Below are 22,301 nucleotides of genomic sequence, written 5' to 3'. Positions count from 1 at the left end.
GGTATTAGGTCCAACTTTATGGGGTCACCACATTATGAAACTGGGGTTTGTTATGAATCCCAGTTTAATTTTTATAGGTATTTATGAGAAGGATAATTAGAATAATTTTATTGCCAGTAAGATTAGTATTGAGTTTGCTCATAGACTTTTTAACTTTTATATTAACTTCAAAATCTAAGGCGTTAAAAATAAGAATATAAAAAACTAATTATAGGATTGAATATAGAAATAAACGATAGAAAGTAAAAATCTATCGTTTTTTTTAGTTTAAGAAATTATTTTGAAAAGCAAAGTATGCTTGACAAAAAAAGCAAAGCAAGCTATACTATATATGTAAAGCGAGCTTGCTATTGGAGGAGGAAAATGAAAAATACAATTTCTCAATTAAGAAAACAGCGTAAAATAACTCAAGAAGAATTGGCAAATGAAGTTGGAGTAACAAGACAAACCATAACTTCCATTGAAACTGGAAAATATATAGCGTCCCTGCCGTTGGCTTTTAAAATTGCTAAGTTTTTTGATATTAGTATTGAAGAAATATTTAGTATAGAGGAGGATGATTAATATGAACAAATTAGAAAAATACAAAAAAGAAATAGGATTTAGAATTAGTATTTTTGTCTTATTATGTATAGTTGCCTTACTCGCAGTTATTATTGGAAATTTTTACTTAAAATATAAATTTCCATTAAAAGTAGATGTGACAGATTATGTAGTAGGATTTTTTACTGGACTTGAACTTGTATCTGTATTCTACATGTCAATGCTTACTAGAGCATATAGAAATAGAGATATATTGGAAAAAATGTATACTAAAGAAACAGATGAAAGAGTGATCTTAATAAAGATGAAGTCAGGAGCAAATATAATACCTATATTTTCAATGGTTATTGTAATAGTTTCTTTAATTGTAGCATATGTAAGTTATGAAGCCTTTTTAGCGTTAATGATAGTTGCATTTGTACAAATAGTATTTTCTAAATTATTAAAAGTATATTGGTCAAAAAAGATTTAAAAATATAATAGTAAATGTATTAGGCGATAGAAATTAAAAAGTCTATCGTCTTTTTTGCGGACTTTTTTATGGGTCAGGTGCTAACAAGCTTTAAGGACTTAGTAAAAGTTTGTGACTTGATAAAAATTTATAAGTTAATAGAAATTTATAAAGCAAGAATTATTAACAAGTTCGTAAAAGTTTACAAGTTAGTAATGTTTTGTGACCTAATAAAAGTTTGCAAGTTAATAAAAATTTACAAGTTCATAAAAACTTACAGCTTAATGAAAACTTATGACTTAAGAAAAATTATATTTTTATTTATATTCATAAAGCTTTCCTTAAACTTCAACTCTCAACAATTTATGGTATAATTTAAGTGATAATTTGACGTAATAAATCGAAAATAAGAGGTGTAATGTGAAAAAAACTATTAGAGATTTTGATTTTAATGATAAAACTGCCCTTGTTAGGGTGGACTTTAACGTTCCCTTAAAGGATGGCAAGGTTACCGGCGACGACAGAATTATTAAGGCAATCCCAACTATTGATTACTTAATAGAACAAGGTGCTAAAGTTGTCCTAATGAGCCACCTTGGTAGACCTAAGGGAGAATACAAGGAAGACCTATCCCTTGAACCAGTTGCAAAAAGAGCTTCAGAACTTTTAAAGAAGGATGTAAAATTCCTTCCTTCTAAAGAAGTTGTAGATGATGAAGTTGTAAATCAAGTTAAGGAATTAGAAAAAGGTCAAGTTGCCCTACTTGAAAATTTAAGATTTGTTAAGGGCGAAGAAAAAAACGATAAGGACTTTGCAAAGAAGCTTGCATCTCTTGGGGACATCTTTGTAAATGATGCCTTTGGAACTGCCCACAGGGCTCACGCATCAAATGTTGGTGTGACAGAATTTCTACCATCATGTGTAGGTCTTCTAGTTGAAAAGGAAATTAAATACTTTGAAGATGCTTTAAAAAATCCAGAAAAACCTTTTGCAGCAATCCTTGGTGGATCAAAGGTATCTGACAAGATAGGGGTAATCGAAAACCTACTAGAAAAAGTTGACTTCCTAGTAATTGTTGGTGCCATGGCAAATACCTTCCTAAAGTCCAAGGGACTTGAAGTTGGAAAGTCTCTTGTAGAAGATGACAAGCTAGACCTTGCGAGAGAAATTATGGCAAAGGCAGCAGAAAATCATGTTGAAATAATTCTTCCGAAGGACGTGATCGTTGCTCCTGAATTATCTGATGATGCAAAGGGAACTTTAAAAGACGTGGAAGATGTTGGTCAAGATGATATGATTCTTGACATTGGAAGAGAAAGTCTAAAGGACATTGAAGGTTCACTTTCTAAGGCAAAGACTGTAGTCTTAAATGGACCTTGTGGAGTTTTTGAAATTGAAGAATTTTCTCACGGAACTGTTGCACTTGCAAAAATTTTGGCTAAGCTTGATGCCACTGTAATTGTTGGTGGTGGTGACTCAGTAGCTGCTGTTGAAAAGGCAGGAGTTGCAGACAAGTTAACTCACATCTCAACTGGTGGTGGAGCAAGTCTTGAAATGCTTGAAGGAAAAAAACTTCCAGGTATCGAGGCAGTTGAAGAAGCATGAGAAGAAAATACATTTGTGGGAATTGGAAGATGAATAAGACATCTTCTGATGCCCTTGAATTTGCAAAAGAAATAAATAAATTTGAATTTAATGAGGTGGACGTCCTTCTTGCACCAAGCTTTGTGGCTCTAGAAAGTTTAAGAAAAAATTTAAAAGATAAAATAAAAGTGGCTGGGCAAAATGTTTCTCAGTTTGATGAGGGAGCTTACACTGGCGAAGTTTCAACTTCTATGCTAAAAGATATAGGCGTAGATTATGTAATAATTGGTCACTCTGAAAGACGTGAAAAGTTTTTGGAAAGTGATGAGATTGTAAACTCCAAGGTAAAAAAGGCTCTTGAAGATGGTCTATCAGTAATTCTTTGCCTAGGTGAATCTCTTGAAATAAAAGAAGAGGGCAATGAAGTTGACTTTGTAAGAGAAGAACTTTTAAATTCTCTTGATGGAGTTAAAGACATAGAAAAGGTTACCCTTGCTTACGAACCTATTTGGGCAATTGGAACTGGAAAAACTTGCTTATCAGAAGATGCAGAAATCATGTGCAGGGAAATAAGAAAGGTAATTGATGAAAAATACGGAGAGATTTCTCAAAAGACGAGGATCCTTTATGGTGGATCTGTTAAGCCATCTAATGCGGGAGAAATTTTATCCATGGAAAATATTGATGGAGTCCTAGTTGGTGGTGCAAGCCTAAAGGCTAGTGACTTTATTGAAATAATAAAAGTTGGTGAAAATCTATGAAACCAACAATGTTAATAATCCTAGATGGATTCGGAATAAATGAAAGCAAAATTGGCAACGCAGTTAAACTTGCCAAGACTCCTGTTCTTGATGAACTTTATAAAACTTGGCCTCATACAGAAATTTATGCCAGCGAAGAATATGTTGGCTTGCCTCATGGACAAATGGGAAACTCTGAAGTTGGCCACTTAAACATTGGAGCAGGTAGAGTTATTTACCAAAATTTGACAAAAATTACTGAGTCAATTAAGTCAGGAGAATTTTTCGAAAATCCTGAATTTAAAAGGGCAATAGACAATGCCAAGAAAAATAATTCAAGCCTTCACCTCATTGGACTTGTATCCAAGGGAGGAGTTCACTCACACCTTGACCACTTAAAGGCCTTAATAAAACTCATGAAGGAAGAGGGAATAGAAAAGACTTATATCCATGCTATTACAGATGGACGTGATGTTTCCCCTCACGCAGCCCTTGATGATATAAAAGAACTTCAAGAAGAAATAAAAAAAGTTGGAAATGGAAAAATTGCCACAATTTCTGGCAGATACTATGCCATGGATCGTGATAAGAGATGGGAAAGAACTAAAAAATACTATGATAACTTAGTAAGTGATGTGAACTTCACTGAAGAAGACATCCTTTCCTATATAAAGTCATCTTATGATAAAGATGTCACAGATGAATTTTTAGAACCTGCTAAATTTATAAAAGATTCTGAAATTAAAGATAAGGACTCAGTAATTATTTTTAACTTTAGACCAGATAGGGTTAGACAAATTACAAGAGCCCTTGTTGATGATGACTTCACAGGATTTGAAAGAGAAAAAATAAACACAGTCCTTGTTACAATGACAGAATACGACAAGGAAATAAAAAATAAATTTGTTGCCTTTAAGGACGAAATTCCAAAGGATACCTTGGGAGAAGTTCTTGAAAAAAATAAAATCAAGCAACTTAGGATTGCAGAGACAGAAAAGTATGCCCACGTTACATTTTTCTTTAACGGTGGACGTGAAAAACCCTTTGAGGGCGAGGACAGGATCCTAGTTCCATCTCCAAAGGTTGCAACCTATGACTTGAAGCCAGAAATGTCTGCAAATGAAGTTACTGATAAGGTTGTTGAAAGTTTGGAAAAGGACAAGTACGGCCTAATAATTTTAAACTTTGCAAACCCTGATATGGTTGGTCACACTGGAGACTTACAAGCTGCTATAAAGGCAGTTGAAACTGTGGACCATGACCTTGGAAGAATTTTAAAGGTCTTAAAAGAAAAGGACGGGGCAGCAATAATAACTGCAGATCATGGAAACTGTGAATATATGATTGATGATGAAGGCAATGTTGTTACAAGCCACAGCACAAATCTTGTCCCCCTATTTTTATTTAATAGGGATGAAAAATTAAGATCAGGCGGAGCCCTTTGCGACTTGTCACCAACAATTTTAAAAATTATGGGCTTAGAACAGCCAGAACTTATGACTGGCAAGTCTTTGTTTTAATAGAATTTACTAGAAATTTATTTTAAATTTAGGAGGAATTATGAGTTTAATTGATTACGTTTATGCGAGAGAAGTCCTTGATTCAAGGGGAAACCCAACAGTTGAAGTAGAAGTTGGAACACTTAACGGTGGTTTTGGTTCTGCAATTGTACCAAGTGGTGCATCAACTGGTATCCACGAAGCTGTAGAACTTCGTGACGGCGAAGATAGATACAATGGCAAGGGAGTTGAAAAGGCAGTTGAAAATGTAAATGAAAAAATTGCCGAAGAATTAATTTGCTTTGATTGCTTTGACCAACTTGGCATTGACAAGATGCTTATTGAACTTGATGGAAGTGAAAACAAGGGTAATCTTGGAGCCAATGCAATCCTTGGTGTATCAATAGCAGTTGCAAGAGCAGCAGCAAACGAAGCTGGACTTCCACTTTACCAATACCTTGGTGGAGTAAATGCAAAGACTATGCCAATCCCAATGATGAATATAATCAATGGTGGCGAACACGCTGACAACAACGTAGACATCCAAGAATTTATGATAATGCCAATAGGAGCAAAGACTTTTAAAGAAGCTTTGAGAATGGGTGCAGAAGTTTACCACGCACTAAAAAAAGTTTTAAAGGACAAGGGACTTTCAACTGGTGTTGGCGATGAAGGTGGTTTTGCACCAAATCTTGAATCCAACAAAAAAGCCTTTGATTGCATACTTGAGGCTGTAAAATCAGCAGGATACCAAGCAGGCAAGGACATTGTACTTGCAATTGATGCTGCAGCTTCAGAATTTTATGACGAGGACAAGAAAAAATATATTCTTGCAGGAGAAGGTCGTGAGTTTACATCAGAAGAACTTTCAAAATTCTATGAAGAATTAGTAAATGAATATCCAATCTATTCCATAGAAGACGGACTTGCCGAAGACGACTGGGAAGGCTGGAAGCACTTGACAGACCTACTTGGAAACAGGGTTCAATTAGTTGGCGACGACTTTTTCGTAACAAACACAAAGAGACTTCAAGAAGGAATTGAAAAGGAGTCAGCAAACTCAATCCTAATTAAGCTAAACCAAATTGGAACAATCACAGAAACTCTTGACTCTATAGAACTTGCAAAGAGGCACAACTACACTGCAATTATTTCTCACAGATCAGGAGAAAGTGAAGATTCAACAATAGCAGACCTTGCAGTTGCAACTAACGCTGGCTTTATAAAAACTGGAGCACCAGCAAGATCTGAAAGAGTTGCAAAATACAACGAGCTTCTAAGAATTGAAGACGAACTAGGCGACTTAGCAATTTATCCAGGCTTTGCTGCCTTCTATAACATTGATAGAAAATGAAAATTTATTTTATAAGACATGGCGAAGCAGAAATTTATGCTGAAGATGACTTTAAGAGAAAGTTGACAACAATAGGAAGAGTCAAGTTAGAAAATTCCTTTAAGGCCTTTGCCAATAGGTTGGAAGACAAGAGGTCCTATAAGATTTACTCTTCACCTCTTGAAAGGGCAAAGGAAACTGCAGAGATTTTGGCAAAATATTTAGACTCCGACTTTGAGGTCAAGGACTACCTTGCAGGTGGAAGGATAAGAGATATTTTAAAAACTCTAGACCCAGATGGAAATTATATCTTGGTATCTCACGAGCCCTTTATATCAAATTGGATTTACCAACTAACTGGCGAGATGAAAATTATATCAAGGGGCAGCATAAATTTTGTGGAGATAAATCCACAGGAATTTGCAGAATAAAAAATAAATATTTTGAAATCTTAATCCTCTTTTGTTATTCTTAATGAGAGAGGATTAAATTATTTTAGGAGGAAAAATGAATAAGAAAATTATACTAGCATCAGTAGCTCTTTTATCACTAACATTAGTTGGATGTGGAGCAAAGAAGGATGCAAAAGAAAACGCAGCTAAAGAAAACAAGGCAAAGGTAGAAGCAACAAATAATGCAAAGAAAGCTGATGAAGCTGTAGCATTAAAAGACGGAACTTACACAGGCAAATCATCAGAAGATGATTACGGTGGACACATAGAAGTTACAATTACAGTAGCTGATGGAAAAATCTCTGAAACTGTAGTTAAGAATCTTCAAAAAGACGGAAGTGAAAAGGGAGAAGACTACGGTAAAGAAGCTGGCGAAGAAGGACACAAGACAGCACAAATGACACTTGAAGCTTCACAAACTTACGGAAAAGAATTAACAGAAAAGGGTTCAGTAGAAAAAGTTGAAGCAGTAAGTGGCGCAACACAATCCTACAACCAATTCGTAGAAGCAGCAAATGATGCAATCAACCAAGCAAAATAATTTTTAAAAATTAAAAGATTTTAAATCACAAGCACTGGCAAAAGCTGGTGCTTTTTTGTTGGGAAGATTTAAAAGAGCCCAAAATGATTAAGAATTCTTTTAAAAACTAAAGTGTGATAGAATTTGTTTACAAGATTGTGTTAGGTGATTAAATGAAAAAAATATTATTAATAGAAGACGATGAAATTTTATCGAGAGGGATTGAGTCCTACTTATCAAAAAATGATTTTGAAGTGGAAACTTGTAAAAGCTTTGAAGAAGCAAAGATAAAAATAAATAATTCTTTTGACTTGGCAATCTTAGATATAAATTTGCCTGATAAAGATGGGATCGGTTTGTTGAAGACTTTGCGAGAAAATGATGTTAGAGTAATAATCACAACAGTAAAAAATGATGAGAAATTTATCGTGAGAGCCCTAGACAATGGAGCTGATGATTATATTACAAAACCCTTTAAGCTTTCTATTTTAAGAGCTAGGATTGATAAAACTCTTAGAACTGCTCTTGTTAAGGATGATTTTATTAGTTTCAAGGACTTGAGTCTAAATAATAATGAAGGAAGCTTTTATTATAAAGATAAAAAACTAGATTTAACTTTATTAGAATTTGAAGTTATGAAATTATTTATAAGTAATCCCAATAGAATTTTCACAAGGGACTTTTTACTTGAAAGATTTTGGGATAGACGAGAGAAGTTTGTCAACGATAATACACTTACTGCTACTATTAAAAGAATAAGAGACAAAAGTGACAGAGATATTATTAAGACAATTCGTGGAATAGGTTATAGGATGGACTGATGATTTATTTATTTTACCCTGCAAGCTTATTGCTGCTTTATTATTTTTTAAAGAGAAGACAAAAGAAAAGAATTGAGGAGTTGGAAAATCTTATAGATAGGTTGGGAGAAAAGAACTATTCCATTCCCATGGTCCAAGATGACTTTTCAATACTGGAAGACAAGATTTATAAGATATTTATAGAACTTGTTGAGGCTAGAGAAAGCCTTGAGATAAATTCAAAAAAGCGAAGGCAAAACCTAGAAGATATTGCCCATCAAATAAAGACTCCAATCACTTCAATGGTCTTTGACTTGGAAACAATTGATAAGACTGAAGAAAATAAAAAAGAGATTGAGGGGCTTGACCTTCAACTTGAAAGGCTTAACTCTCTTGCTGATATTTTGTTAAAGCTATCTAGTCTTGACGCAAATATAGACAAGATGGAGAAGAGAGAGGTTTTTATTTCAGAAATATTTGACTATGTTTTGGATATTTTGAGGAAATCAATTGAAGAAAAAAATGTGCAATTTATTTGTGACTACGAGGATTATGAGATAAAAGTCGATTACTATTGGACCTCTGAAGCCTTAATAAATATTATTAAGAATGCCTTAAGCCTTGATGGCCTTACAAAAATTAAAATTTCTACGAATAAAAATCCAATTTATACAGAGATAAGAATTGAAGATGATGGTGGAGGCATTAAGGAAGAAAACTTCAAAAAAATATTTGAAAGGTTTTACAAAAGTCCTGACTCTAAGGGATTTGGCATAGGACTTGCCATGGCAAAATCTATTGTTGAGGCAAACAATGGAGATATCTCTGTAAAAAATGGAAAAGATGGTGCGATTTTTAAAATTAAATTTTACAATGTCACTTAAAAGTCATTTTAACCCTTTATTATTAAGACAAATAGAGGGAGGTACATATGGAAATTGTTAGAACTGAAAATTTATCAAAAACTTATGGAAGTGGAGAAAATCTTGTAAAAGCAATTGATAATGTTAATTTAAAAATAGAAAAGGGAGAATTCATTGCAATTGTTGGACCAAGTGGATCAGGCAAGTCAACTCTTCTTCACTTGTTGGGTGGAGTGGACAATCCAAGTTCAGGAAAAATATTTATAGACGGCAATGACATCTCAAAATATTCATCAAAAGAATTAGCACTTTTTAGAAGGAGAAAAGTAGGCTTAATATATCAATTTTATAATTTAATCCCAAATTTAACTGTTAGGCATAACATTGAGTTGCCCTTAAAACTTGATAAGAGAAAAATCAATGAGGAGGCCTTTTTAGATATAGTTAGGAAACTTGGCATAGAAAATAAGCTGGATTCTTTTCCAAGTGAATTATCAGGAGGTCAGCAACAAAGGGTTGCCATAGCAAGAAGTCTTATCTATTCTCCGTCTCTAGTGCTCGCTGATGAGCCAACGGGAAATCTAGATAGAGAAAATTCAAGAGAAATAATTGAAATTTTAAAATACTTTAATAGGACTTTAAAACAGACAATTATTGTAATCACCCATGACGAGTCTATAGCCCTAGAGGCAGAAAGGGTAATAACAATTGTTGATGGCAAGGTAGTGGGAGATGAGAAAAATGAATAGGAAGAATCTATCAATCTCACTTTCACTTTTTATAACTGCAATTTTCTTTACATTTTGTGTTTACTTTGGATATGTAAATAATAAGTTCAATTATGAATATTTTAGGAACAGATCCATTTATGATGCTAGAATTATACCTGATACAGTTTCTGGTGACTCAAGTAAATTAAAAGAAATAAAGAATATTAAAGAAGTAGGAGAAGTTGCAGTAGAAAATAATTCTGCCAAGCTATCTCAAAATGTCTTAGTGGTAAATTACACAGACCAGGGTTTCAACAAGATGTTAGAAGATAATATGTTAAAAGAGGGAAGCTTTGCTGCAAAAGATAATGAAATTACCATACCAAAAAGTCTTGCAGAAAAAGAAAATTTAAAAATTGGCGATAAGATTGAAGTAGAATTTGGAAATAGATTGGTTGATGGAAAGCTTATAAAGCCAGTTTCAAGTGTGACTAAAGACGAAGATTTTGCAAGAAAAGATATTAAGGAATATGTAATAAGTGGTCTCACAAGAAATCTTTACAATGAGAATATGAAGATTTTTTATGTTTCTACTGCCATAGGAAAGGATGCAAAGACCAATAGCTTTGTAAGATTTCATAATTTTAGAAAAGCCTGCAATAATAAAGATAATTTGGAAAGAGAAATTGCATCTGCCTTGAATAAAGATAAAGTAGAACTTGAATTTAGCGAGATAATGAAAGATTACTATAATATGGATGGAAGTCTTTTACAACAAAATAGGCAGGTGATTGTAGACACTCTTTTAATTTTTGTTACAATCCTTATTTTTATATTTTTTGTAAAAAACATTTTTACAGTTTGGGGACTAAGAAAGATAAGAGAAGTTTCAATGTACAAGTCCATTGGATCAACAGACTATCAAATTTATAAATTGCTTTTAAAAGATGGATTGAAAATTTCACTTTTACCAATAGTTTTGGGACATATTTTCGGATATGGAGGAATCAACCTCCTCTATCTTGGCCTTCAAAAAATTGTTGAGAAAGAAGAAAAATTTAAGTTTATAGAATTTTCGCCAAGGCTTTCACTTGTAGTTTTATTAATTTGCTTTTTTATAATTTTTATAGCAATACTTGCTCCAGCTAAAAAAATCGCAAAGATAAATATAATTGATGGTATAAAGGGCAACTTTAATGACAAAAATATAAAACTAAAAAGGAATAAAGATATTTGGAAGGAATTAAAGATAAATAATTTAAAAACTATTTCTTCTCAGAGATATATTTCTGCAATTGGAATGATAATTGTCTCAATTTTTTTGATAGTATTCTCTATGGCAAAGTACAATAGGCTGAAGAATACTTATACTTATAATAGGAATATAAATATCCTAATTCATTCAAATGAAGCTGAAGTTCCTAATGTATTAAAAGATATAATGAAGACTACAGAAAATGACAGAGCCTTTCTTTCAACTGAAAAATATATTTCTCTTAGTAAGGATCAAAATTATTCAAATGAGTATAGGTCTCTTAATTTAGATGAAAAAATGCGTAAATATTATGATAATGACGAAGATTTTTATCTGGATGGAATTATTACGGCCTTAGATGATGAAACTTTTGAAAAAATAGGCGGCAAAAAGGGAGAAGTTTTGCTATTAAATAGGGTCCAAGTTAATCCAAATGCACCAATTGATGGATCAGAAACAACAAAATATTTTAAAAATATAAGTAGTTTAAATTACTCTATAACAGAAGATAAAGATTACAATTATTCAATCAAGGTAGATAAACTAATTGATGACACAAAGGACTTTAGGCAAAGAAGGCTACCTTTCTATGTGTATTTATATGTTGACTTTGACACATACTTTAAACTTTTAGATGAGTGGAATAAATATTATTTAAAAAACAACAATGACTTGAGAAGAAACACCTACGAACTCTCAATGCAAGTTGATGAAAATAAGTTAGACGATATAAAGAATGAAATTAAAGATAGATTAGATTCTTCCATTGCCTATAATGAAACTTATAATTTAACTACAAGCAAAGATGAAGAAGCAAATCGCATGAAAGACGTAAAAACTTTTGGACTTATGATAATTTCTATTGCAAGTATAATTTTCATTTTAAATATAACAAATGGATATTCTTCCATTAATTTAAGTTTAATGGCAAGGAAAAAAGAAATTGGATCTTTAATGTCTTGTGGAATAGATGAGGAAGAACTTAAAAATAAATTTATAAGGGATTTTATATTAGAAGAAATAAAATCTCTGGCAATAGTTTTAATAGTAAGTTTTGCTGCTTTATTTATAATTGCAAAGATTTCACCAACAATGGATATAAAAATTTTGTTGTCTTATTTTGAATATAAATATTTCCTTGCTTTTGGAATTTTGATTTATGGTATAAATATTTTAATTTACAAGACAACTTTACAAAATATTTTAAAGATTGACCCCATTGATTTGATAAGAGGATTTGACTAGGAGGGGCTTATGAGAAAGAATATTAGCAAATTATAATTTTTCCACTCGCTATGCTTATTAACAGTTTCATATAAAGTTACAAGCTTTGAGTTTAGGCTCAAGGCTTTTTTATTTGTGTGTGACATGATCTCACTAGCTATCATTAATAACAATCAAGATTTTCGATTATACTAGAAACAAATAAAAACTTTAAATGATTTCGACTGTAGTCGAAAGAGAGTTGAAGAATAATTTTACTTCGAGTATAGTCAAAATGAATTTTAAATCCTTGTCTAGCAAATAATTTTCAATTAATCAAAAGAAGTTAGCTTGTAAATAAAATTAAATACCTATATAATTACTTGGGGTTTAACCCAAGTTTTTTTATTTAAAGGAGAAAAAATGAAAACTTCTTATATACTTATGATAATCACAATTCTATCCAAGGTCTTTGGACTCTTGAGGGAGAAGGCTCTTGCTTACTTCTTTGGTGTCGGCATGGTGGCAGATATATTTTTAATTGCCTTTCAACTTCCTATGACTTTTACCAATGTTATTAGCGGTGCAGTTGCCAATGGTTTCATTCCTATGTACGACTCCATAAGGGAGAGAGAGGACAAAAAATTTGCCGACAAGTTCACTGCCAATATTTCTAACATTATCTTTGTAGCCTTTACTCTTGTGACAATACTTTCAATTGTCTTTGCAAGACCTCTTGTCAAGTTAATGGCTGAAGGCTTCTCTGGAGAAAAACTTGAGCTTGCAATTTTTGTATCAAGACTTGCTATGCTATCAATTGCTGTGACAGCAGTGAGTTCCATCTACAAGACCTACTTACAAATTCATGAAAAGTTTGTAATTTCTGTCCTTCACTCAATAATTATGAACATCATAATTATTATTTCCATGGGTCTTGCCTACAAGATGGGGATAAATTACCTTGCAGTGGGAATTCTTTTAGCCTTTGTCCTTCAATATGGAATTTTTATCAGACCAATTAAGAAGCTTGGCTACAAGCACTCATTAAAAATTGATTTCAACAAAGACATCAAGAACTTATTCACTTCTATACTTCCGATTTTGATTTCAACTTCTGCCATTGAGATAAACTTTATTATTTCACGTTCCTTTGCATCGGGAGCCTATGCTGGTGGGATTTCAATTTTAAATTATTCTTACAAGCTACAAAGTTTTGTAACGGGAATAGTTGTAACTTCAATTATCACTGCAACTTATCCTAAGCTTGCCAAGTTTGGATCCAAAAAGGACTTGGTAAATTTAAAATCTGCCTTGTCAGAAGGTCTTTCCAATATGCTAATACTTGTAGTGCCAGCAGCCTTTGGCCTTTACATTTTTTCCTTCCCGATAGTAAATCTTTTATTCGTTGGGGGAGAATTTTCTGTTGAAGATGCCAAGATAACTGCCACAGTTTTATCCTTCTTTGCCTTTGGAGTAATAGGTATTGGAGTTCGTGAAATTATTTCAAGAGCTTTTTATTCTCTTGGCGACAACAAGACTCCAGTTTATAATTCAGTAATTATACTTGGAGTAAATGTTACCCTTGCACTTTTACTTTCAAAGCTAATTGGTATAAGAGGAATTGCCCTTGCAACTTCAATTTCTTTTATTGTGGGAGCTCTTACAATGTACTTCTCTTCAATAAGATTAATAGGAAATGTTTTTGACAAGAAGCTTTTGATGAACTTAATAAAGATTATAATTTCATCAGGATTTATGGCTCTTGGATCAAAATTAGTTTATGAAGTGCTCACAAAAAGTATTAGCATAAACTTATCTCTTCTTCTTTCTATTATTGTAGCTGGTGGAATTTACCTTATCCTTCTTATTGTTTTAAAGGTTGATGAAGTTAAAGAAATTTTAAAAATAATATTGAAAAAGTAGGAATTTCTCTAATAAGCTTTCCTTTTTCTCTTTATTAGTGTAAAATATTAACTAAGTAAGGAGTGATACATATGAAGGTAATTTTTCACGTAGTAGAACAAGACAAGTGGTCTTCTGTAATATCAAATGTAAGAGACTTATTAGATAGCTTTGAAGACATCCAAGTTGAAATAATTGCAATGGCTAAAGCTGCTGCATTATTTAACAGATATTCAGGAGTGGACTTCCAAGGTATCATGGGAAACCCAAAGGTAAATATTACAATTGGTAAGAGAGGATTAGAAGAAAATAGGCTTACACCAGATCTAATTCCTTCAGAAATAAAAGTGGAGGACCTAGTAATAACAAAAATCGTAAAACTTCAAAACGAAGGTTACGCATACATTAGACTTTAAAAAAAGAATTCTGCCTTTTGGCAGGATTTTTTTATTTAAACAACTTGCAAAGTTTCAGGAAAAATGATAAAATACCTATTTGCATAATAATGATTAGAGTGGTGATTTGGACTCTAATTGGATACACTCATTTGAAAGGCTAGGGTGAGAAAATTAATGGTACATCCTGTTAAATATGGGAAACGTGAGAGAATGAGTTTTTCTCGTGTAGACGAAGTTATGTCACTTCCAAATCTTCTTGACGTGCAGACTTCTTCATACAAATGGTTGATTGAAGAAGGATTGAAGGAAGTTTTTGATGACGTATCTCCTATCGAGGATTACTCTGGAAATTTAATTTTAGAATTTGTGGACTATCATTTATCTGATGAAATCAAATATGATATAGACGAATCTAAACAGAGAGATACAAATTATTCTGCGCCATTAAAGGCAAAGGTAAGACTTATTAACAGTGAAACTGGCGAAGTTAAGGAACAAGAAGTCTTTATGGGCGACCTTCCACTTATGACACCAACTGGCACATTTGTAATAAATGGGGCAGAACGTGTAGTCGTTTCACAACTTGTTAGAAGTCCAGGGGCATATTATAAGGAAGAAAGAGACAAGACAGGTAAGAAAATCTATTCGGCAACACTTATACCAAATAGGGGAGCTTGGCTTGAATTTGAAACTGATGCTCAAGGCGTTATCAATGTAAGAATTGATAGGACAAGAAAAATTCCAATTACTATCTTATTAAGAGCTCTTGGTATTGAATCTAACCAAAAGATTATGGACGTAATTGGAGAGAGTGAAGCTGTACTAAAGACAATTGAAAAAGATACTACTACAAATAAGAATGAAGCTTTACTTGAAATTTATAAAAAATTAAGACCAGGCGAGCCACCTACTATTGACTCAGCTCAATCACTATTTGAGAATATGTTCTTCGACGATAGAAGATATGACCTTGCTAAAGTTGGTAGATATAAATTCAACAAGAAGTTAGGAATTTCTGCAAGACTTGAAGGAAATATTCCTGCTGAAGACATAGTTGACCCAATGACTGGGGAAATCTTAGCAGAAGCTGGCGAACTACTAAATAGAGCAAAGGCTGAAAAGATTGAAGCAGCTGGTGTTAACCAAGTTCTAATAAAAACTGATGAAAACTATGAACATGCCAGTGAAAACACAATAGTAATTGGTAACAACTTCACTTTTGTTGATGCCTATGAACTAGACTTCGATATGGAAGAACTTGGCTTTAAAGAAAAAGTTTATAGACCACTTTTTGATGAACTTTATGAAGAATATTCTGAAAACACAGAAAAGTTTAAGGAAGAGCTAGTAAAGGCTCATAGAGAATTATCTCCAAAAAATATTTTAATCGACGATATTATCGCTGGTATAAATTATCAATTTGGACTTATGAATAACGTGGGATCAGTTGACGACATCGACCATCTTGGAAATAGAAGAATTAGATCTGTTGGTGAACTTCTTCAAAACCAATTTAGAATTGGTATTTCAAGAATGGAAAGAGTTATCCGCGAAAGGATGACTGTTCAAGATGTTGATGCAACAACACCACAATCACTAATAAACATAAGACCTGTGACAGCAGCCATAAAAGAATTCTTTGGCTCTTCACAACTTTCACAATTTATGGACCAAAATAATCCTCTATCAGAATTAACTCACAAGAGAAGGTTATCTGCACTAGGACCTGGTGGGTTGAGCAGAGATAGAGCTGGATTTGAAGTGCGTGACGTCCATAATTCACATTACGGAAGAATGTGTCCTATTGAGACACCAGAAGGTCCAAACATTGGACTTATCACATCACTTACAACTTACGCAAGAATCAATGACTATGGATTTATTGAGACTCCATATAGGAAGGTTGTTAACGGAGTTGTAACTGATCAAATTGATTATCTAACTGCCGACGTTGAGTACGAACAAATCATTGCTCAAGCTGACGAAAGACTTGATGAAAATAATAGATTCGTTGAAGATAGGATTGCTGCCAGAGGTCATGGCGGTAATGCCGATATTTTCGACATTAAAGATGTAAACTACATGGACGTTTCTCCTCAACAAATTGTTGCTGTAGGTACTTCCATGATTCCTTTCTTGGAAAACGACGATGCCAACAGAGCCCTAATGGGTGCCAACATGCAGCGTCAAGCAGTGCCTCTATTAAAGACTGAGGCTCCTGTTGTTGGAACTGGTATTGAATACAGAGCAGCAAAGGACTCAGGTGTTGTAATTGTTTCTAAGAACAAGGGTAAAATTAAAAAAGTTGATTCCGTTCACATTGAAGTGGAAAGAGAATCAGACAAGGGAATTGACAACTATAAACTTCACAAGTTTATGGGTGGTAACCAAGGAACTACAATTAACCAAAGACCTATTGTCAAAGAAGGAGACCTTGTAGAAGCAGGGGAAATCATTGCTGATGGTCCATCAACTGATATGGGAGAAATGGCTCTTGGTAAAAATATCCTAATAGCCTTTATGAACTGGGAAGGATATAACTACGAAGATGCCATGCTTGTAAGCCAAGAGCTTGTTATTGACGATGTATTAACTTCACTTCACATTGAAGAATACGAATCAGAAGCAAGAGATACAAAACTTGGACCTGAAGAAATTACAAGAGATATCCCTAATGTTGGGGAAGATATGTTAAAGGACCTTGATGACAGAGGTATTATAAGAATTGGTGCAGAAGTTAAGCCAGGAGATATCCTAGTTGGTAAGGTAACTCCAAAGGGAGAAACTGAACTTTCTGCAGAAGAAAGACTTCTTCGTTCAATCTTTGGCGAAAAGGCAAGAGAAGTAAGAGATACTTCCCTAAGACTTCCTCATGGTGAACATGGGATTGTTGTTGATGTTAAGACATTTAACAGGTCTGAAGGAGACGAACTTCAACCAGGTGTTAACGAAATGGTAAGAGTCTTTGTTGCTACAAAGAGAAAGATTCAAGTTGGAGATAAGATGTGTGGTCGTCACGGTAACAAGGGTGTTATCTCTAGGGTTATGCCTAAGGAAGATATGCCTTACATGCCAGATGGTACGCCAATCCAAATTGTTCTTAACCCACTTGGGGTTCCTTCTCGTATGAATCTTGGACAAGTACTAGAAGTTCACTTGGGACTTGCTGCCAAAAAACTTGGATGGCACGTTGCCACACCAGTATTTGATGGTGCTAATGAAAATGACATTTTTGATACACTTGAAGAAGCTGGATATTCTAGAGATGGAAAAATTCAACTAAGAGATGGTAGAACCGGAGAAGAATTCGACCACCCTGTAACAGTTGGTTATATGTATATGTTGAAACTTCACCACTTGGTTGATGAAAAGATCCACGCTCGTTCCACTGGACCTTACTCCCTTGTTACACAACAACCTCTTGGAGGTAAGGCACAATTCGGTGGACAAAGATTTGGAGAAATGGAAGTTTGGGCTCTTGAAGCCTATGGTGCCAGCCATACCCTACAAGAAATGCTTACAGTTAAGTCTGACGATATCGTTGGTCGTGTTAAGACTTACGAAGCTATTGTTAAGGGCGAAAACATTCCACAACCAGGAGTTCCTGAATCCTTTAAGGTTCTAATAAAAGAACTTCAAGCACTAGCTCTTGAAATTCAAGTTCTTGATGAAAAGGGAAATGAAGTTGACCTTGAAGTTGATGAAGATGATCTAACAAAGATTGATAACATCGATGATAATAATACAAAATCAGACGATGATGAATTAAAGGAACTAATAGAACAAACTGGAACTGCAAATATTGGAATCAGAACAATATCAACTGATGAAGTTGAGTCTTTTGAAAACAGTCACTTCTATGAAGATGAAGACGGCGACTATGAAGACGATGATGAATCCGATGAATCTGAAGATTAATTATTATTTTAATTAATATGAAAGGAGAAGTGCTCCTTGAGCGAACATGAATTATTCCATTCAATAAAAATTGGACTAGCTTCACCTCAAAAGATCAGATCCTGGTCTTATGGTGAAGTTAAAAAACCGGAAACTATAAATTACAGGACATTAAAGCCTGAAAAAGAAGGTCTATTTTGCGAAAAAATATTTGGACCTACTAAGGACTGGGAATGTTCCTGTGGAAAATATAAAAGAGTAAGATACAAGGGAGTAGTCTGCGAAAAATGTGGTGTTGAAGTCACAAAGGCTAAGGTTCGTCGTGAAAGAATGGGTCATATTGAACTTGCTGCTCCAGTATCACACATTTGGTACTTCAAGGGAATCCCTTCAAGGATGGGTCTTGTACTAGATATGAGCCCTAGGGCCCTTGAAAAGGTACTTTACTTTGCGTCTTATGTAGTAACTTATGTTGAACCAGGCGAAACAACTCTTTATGAAAAACAACTATTATCAGAAATTGAATATAGGGAATTCAAGAGAGAATATGGGGACAAGTTCACTGCAAAGATGGGTGCAGAAGCTATTAGAGACCTTCTAGAAAAAGTCGACCTTCAAAAGGAAAATGATGAACTAACAGAAGAGCTTCAAGATGCAACTGGACAAAAGAAAATTAGAATCACAAGAAGGCTAGAAGTTATTGATGCCTTCATCCAATCAGACAACAAGCCTGAATGGATGATTCTTGATGCAATTCCTGTTATACCACCAGACCTAAGACCAATGGTACAACTTGATGGTGGAAGATTTGCAACAAGTGACTTAAACGACTTATATAGAAGAATTGTAAACAGAAACAACAGACTTAAGAAGTTAATGGACATAAATGCTCCAGATATTATCGTTAGAAATGAAAAGAGAATGCTACAAGAATCTGTAGATGCTCTTATCGACAACGGTAGACGTGGAAGACCTGTTACAGGACCAGGAAACAGACCACTTAAATCTTTATCAGAAATGTTAAAGGGTAAGCAAGGTCGTTTCCGTCAAAACTTACTTGGTAAGAGAGTTGACTACTCTGGTCGTTCTGTAATTGTAGTTGGACCAGACCTTAAATTTTACCAATGTGGACTTCCAAAGAATATGGCACTAGAACTCTTTAAACCTTTTGTAATGAAGGAGCTTGTTTCTAGAGGCCTAACTTACAACATTAAATCTGCAAAGAGAATGGTTGAAAGAGGAAAAGAAGAAGTTTGGGATGTACTTGAAGAAGTTATAAAAGATCACCCAGTTCTTCTTAACCGTGCACCGACACTTCACAGACTTGGTATCCAAGCCTTTGAACCTGTCCTTGTAGAAGGAAAGGCTATTAAGCTTCATCCACTTTCTTGTACAGCATATAACGCCGACTTCGATGGTGACCAAATGGCTGTCCATTTACCACTATCAACTGAAGCACAAGCTGAAGCAAGGTTATTAATGCTTTCAACTAATAATATCTTGGCACTAAAGGATGGTAAGCCAATTACTACTCCTACACAAGATATGGTTCTTGGTTCATATTATCTAACTCTTATGAGAGAAGATAAGCTAAAGGGTGACGGATCAGTTTATAGAAACTATGATGAAATGTTCCACGCTTATGAATCAGGATTCCTACACCTTCAATCTAAGGTATCTGTAAGAAGATATGCAGATGAAAATGACAAGAGGGGTAAGATTGTCCCATCAACTGTTGGTAGATTTATTATGAATGAGTTCATCCCACAAGACCTTGGCTTTGTTAACAGGGATGAAGATAAATATTCACTTGAAATTGACCAAGTTGTAGACAAAAAACTTCTTGGAAAAATAATTGAAAAAACTTACAAAAAACATGGAAATATAAAAACTGCTGAACTTCTTGACAACATCAAGGCAACAGGATACCACTACTCAACTATTGGAGCTATATCAATTTCAATGGGTGACGTACAAATTCCTGATTCTAAACCAGAAATCTTGGCAGCAGCTGAACAAGAAGTAGCTAAGTACGAAAAAGCCTTTAGAAAAGGTCTTATCTCTGATGAAGAAAGATATGAAAAGGTAATTGAAATTTGGAACAAGGCAACAGATGACCTAACTGATGATGTAATGGACGGCTTCGATGCCCTAAACAACATCTACATCATGGCAGACTCTGGAGCCAGAGGTTCTAAGAACCAAATTAGACAACTTGCAGGTATGCGTGGACTTATGGCATCACCATCAGGTAGAACTATCGAAGTTCCAATCACTTCAAACTTTAGAGAAGGTCTTTCAGTACTTGAATTTTATATGTCAGCCCATGGTTCTAGAAAGGGTCTTGCCGATACAGCCCTAAGAACTGCTGACTCTGGTTACTTGACAAGAAGACTAGTAGACGTTTCACAACAAGTTATTATCTCTGAAGAAGACTGTGGTACAGATGAATATCTTGTAGCTAGAGCCTTTAAAGATGGAAAAGAATTAATAGAATCTCTTGCAGATAGAATCGAAGGAAGATATTCCTTTGAAGATATATTTAACCCAGAAACTGGAGAGTTAATTGTTGGAGCTAATGAAGCCATCTCTGATGACGATGCAGCCCTAATTGAATCTCTAGGAATAGAAGAAGTTAAGGTTAGATCAATCCTTGGATGTAAGAGTAAGACTGGAGTATGTGCTCACTGCTATGGTAGAAACCTTGCAACAGGATCACACATTGGAATTGGTGAAGCAGTTGGTGTAATTGCTGCCCAATCAATTGGTGAACCAGGTACACAACTTACAATGAGAACCTTCCACACTGGTGGTGTAGCGGCAGCTGCCGATATCACTCAAGGTCTTCCAAGAGTTGAAGAACTTTTCGAAGCTAGAAAGCCAAAGGGTCTTGCAGTTATTGCAGAACGTGCTGGGGTAGTTGACGTTAAAGAAACTAACAAGAAGAGAGAAGTTCTTATTACAGCTGAAGATGGAACAGTAGACACCTACAACATCGTTTATGGATCAAGACTAAAGGTTAAAGCAGGCGATGAAGTTGAAGCAGGAGATGAACTTACACAAGGTTCTGTATATCCACAAGATCTACTACGTGTTAAGGGCGAAAAGGGTGTACAAGAATACATTGTAAAAGAAGTTCAAAGAGTTTATAGACTTCAAGGGGTAGATATCAACGATAAGCACATTGAAATCATTGTTAGACAAATGCTATCAAAGTGCAAGATAGAAGATGCTGGAGACACAGACTTACTTCCAGGATCCCTTGTAAATGTTGTTGACTACAAGAGAGCAAACGAAGAAGCTATTGAAGCAGGTAAGGAACCAGCAATTGGTCAGATCAACTTACTTGGTATAACAAAGGCTTCCCTTGCAACAGAATCCTTCTTATCAGCAGCATCCTTCCAAGAAACTACAAGGGTTCTTACAGATGCAGCAATCAAGGGTAAGGAAGATAGGCTTGAAGGTCTAAAGGAAAATATTATAATTGGACAACTTATACCAGCAGGTACAGGTGCTCGTATTAATTCCAAGGTTCAAATTGGAATCGACGAAAGCCTAAGAGAAGATTACAATATCCTAGAAGACTCTGAAGTTATCACAAATGATGATGTTAAAATTGAACTTGAAACAGTTGAAGAAGAATAAAATTTTATAAATTAGAAGTAGGCTTAGAGATAGGCCTACTTTTTTTGCACAAATTTTTAGGGAAAAATCATTTCTTAGGAAGATTATGATTAAGGGCAAGCTAAGAATTTTTTAAGACTTTATAAGTATCTCTGAGTTGAAAAATTTTTGCCAACTTGCAAGAAGTTATGGAGTAGGAAAGTTTATGTGAACTTGTAAGAATTTATGAAGCAGGAAAGTTTATGTGAACTTGTAAGAATTTATGAAGTAGAAAATTTTTATAAGCTTATTCTAGGCTATGAGCTAACAATTTTTTGCAGACTCCTATTTAATTACTAAGTCACAAATTTTTATAGACTTATATTTACTTACAAAGTTGGAACTTTTCATTAGTTAGCTAAGAAAAAAATTTTATTAATCGCATAGACCTAAACTCTTACGAAGTCACAAATTTTTGCAAGTTAATAAAAATTAAAAAGTGATAAATTATAAATTAAATTGATGAATTGCAAATAATATTGCGACAC

Annotated in this window: 17 protein-coding genes; all 17 read left to right on the top strand. The window is 34.2% G+C overall.

The genetic code is table 11. The annotated features are described in order from the left end of the window. The first annotated feature begins 363 nt into the window (after positions 1-363). The 17 genes from HMPREF1864_RS04360 (at position 364) to rpoC (ending at position 21,795) form a co-directional block, all read left to right on the top strand. Complete coding sequence (locus HMPREF1864_RS04360; RefSeq protein WP_062571624.1) at positions 364-564, top strand: helix-turn-helix transcriptional regulator; 201 nt, start codon at positions 364-366, stop codon at positions 562-564. A gap of 1 nt (position 565) precedes the next feature. Then, positions 566-1,015, top strand: a complete 450-nt coding sequence (locus tag HMPREF1864_RS04355) for a hypothetical protein (RefSeq protein WP_062571623.1) — start codon at positions 566-568, stop codon at positions 1,013-1,015. Positions 1,016-1,083: 68 nt separating this feature from the next. Then, positions 1,084-1,368, top strand: a complete 285-nt coding sequence (locus tag HMPREF1864_RS04350) for a hypothetical protein (RefSeq protein WP_062571622.1) — start codon at positions 1,084-1,086, stop codon at positions 1,366-1,368. Positions 1,369-1,414: 46 nt separating this feature from the next. Continuing rightward, a complete protein-coding gene (gene pgk, locus HMPREF1864_RS04345) occupies positions 1,415-2,599 on the top strand; it encodes a phosphoglycerate kinase (protein ID WP_062571621.1) in 1,185 nt (394 codons plus the stop codon). Beyond that, positions 2,596-3,339, top strand: a complete 744-nt coding sequence (gene tpiA / locus HMPREF1864_RS04340) for a triose-phosphate isomerase (protein ID WP_062571620.1) — start codon at positions 2,596-2,598, stop codon at positions 3,337-3,339. The genes pgk and tpiA overlap by 4 nt, the downstream gene beginning before the upstream one ends. Then, the gene (gene gpmI, locus HMPREF1864_RS04335; RefSeq protein ID WP_062571619.1) at positions 3,336-4,838 is read left to right on the top strand and encodes a 2,3-bisphosphoglycerate-independent phosphoglycerate mutase; all 1,503 of its coding nucleotides are present in this window, start codon (positions 3,336-3,338) and stop codon (positions 4,836-4,838) included. The genes tpiA and gpmI overlap by 4 nt, the downstream gene beginning before the upstream one ends. A 40-nt stretch (positions 4,839-4,878) precedes the next feature. Further along, positions 4,879-6,171, top strand: coding sequence for a phosphopyruvate hydratase (eno, locus tag HMPREF1864_RS04330; protein ID WP_062571618.1), 1,293 nt, complete (start codon positions 4,879-4,881; stop codon positions 6,169-6,171). Next, positions 6,168-6,581, top strand: a complete 414-nt coding sequence (locus tag HMPREF1864_RS04325; protein ID WP_062571617.1) for a SixA phosphatase family protein — start codon at positions 6,168-6,170, stop codon at positions 6,579-6,581. Before eno ends, HMPREF1864_RS04325 begins: the two co-directional genes overlap by 4 nt. Positions 6,582-6,657: 76 nt before the next feature. Then, positions 6,658-7,143, top strand: coding sequence for an FMN-binding protein (locus HMPREF1864_RS04320; protein WP_062571616.1), 486 nt, complete (start codon positions 6,658-6,660; stop codon positions 7,141-7,143). Between the two features lie 152 nt (positions 7,144-7,295). Next, a complete protein-coding gene (locus HMPREF1864_RS04315; protein WP_062571615.1) occupies positions 7,296-7,943 on the top strand; it encodes a response regulator transcription factor in 648 nt (215 codons plus the stop codon). Further along, positions 7,943-8,806 carry a sensor histidine kinase gene (locus HMPREF1864_RS04310; RefSeq protein WP_062571614.1) on the top strand — a complete coding sequence of 288 codons (864 nt, stop codon included), beginning with the start codon at positions 7,943-7,945 and terminating at the stop codon, positions 8,804-8,806. Before HMPREF1864_RS04315 ends, HMPREF1864_RS04310 begins: the two co-directional genes overlap by 1 nt. Positions 8,807-8,853: 47 nt before the next feature. After that, positions 8,854-9,534: an ABC transporter ATP-binding protein gene (locus tag HMPREF1864_RS04305; protein WP_062571613.1), complete on the top strand. Its 681-nt coding sequence runs from the start codon at positions 8,854-8,856 to the stop codon at positions 9,532-9,534. Next, the gene (locus tag HMPREF1864_RS04300; RefSeq protein ID WP_062571612.1) at positions 9,527-11,995 is read left to right on the top strand and encodes an ABC transporter permease; all 2,469 of its coding nucleotides are present in this window, start codon (positions 9,527-9,529) and stop codon (positions 11,993-11,995) included. The genes HMPREF1864_RS04305 and HMPREF1864_RS04300 overlap by 8 nt, the downstream gene beginning before the upstream one ends. Before the next feature lie 381 nt (positions 11,996-12,376). Continuing rightward, positions 12,377-13,876, top strand: a complete 1,500-nt coding sequence (murJ, locus tag HMPREF1864_RS04295) for a murein biosynthesis integral membrane protein MurJ (RefSeq protein WP_062571611.1) — start codon at positions 12,377-12,379, stop codon at positions 13,874-13,876. A gap of 71 nt (positions 13,877-13,947) precedes the next feature. Beyond that, positions 13,948-14,271 carry a DsrE family protein gene (locus HMPREF1864_RS04290; RefSeq protein WP_062571610.1) on the top strand — a complete coding sequence of 108 codons (324 nt, stop codon included), beginning with the start codon at positions 13,948-13,950 and terminating at the stop codon, positions 14,269-14,271. Positions 14,272-14,427: 156 nt separating this feature from the next. Continuing rightward, positions 14,428-18,171: a DNA-directed RNA polymerase subunit beta gene (locus HMPREF1864_RS04285; protein ID WP_062571609.1), complete on the top strand. Its 3,744-nt coding sequence runs from the start codon at positions 14,428-14,430 to the stop codon at positions 18,169-18,171. 36 nt (positions 18,172-18,207) lie between these two features. Then, complete coding sequence (gene rpoC / locus HMPREF1864_RS04280) at positions 18,208-21,795, top strand: DNA-directed RNA polymerase subunit beta' (protein WP_062571608.1); 3,588 nt, start codon at positions 18,208-18,210, stop codon at positions 21,793-21,795. The last annotated feature ends 506 nt before the right edge of the window (positions 21,796-22,301 follow it).

Source organism: Peptoniphilus sp. DNF00840 (genome assembly GCF_001553125.1).
Classification (GTDB): Bacteria; Bacillota; Clostridia; order Tissierellales; family Peptoniphilaceae; genus Peptoniphilus_A; species Peptoniphilus_A vaginalis.
The sequence above is the reverse complement of the archived record's forward strand: the minus strand, read 5'-3'. Positions and strand labels throughout refer to the sequence as shown.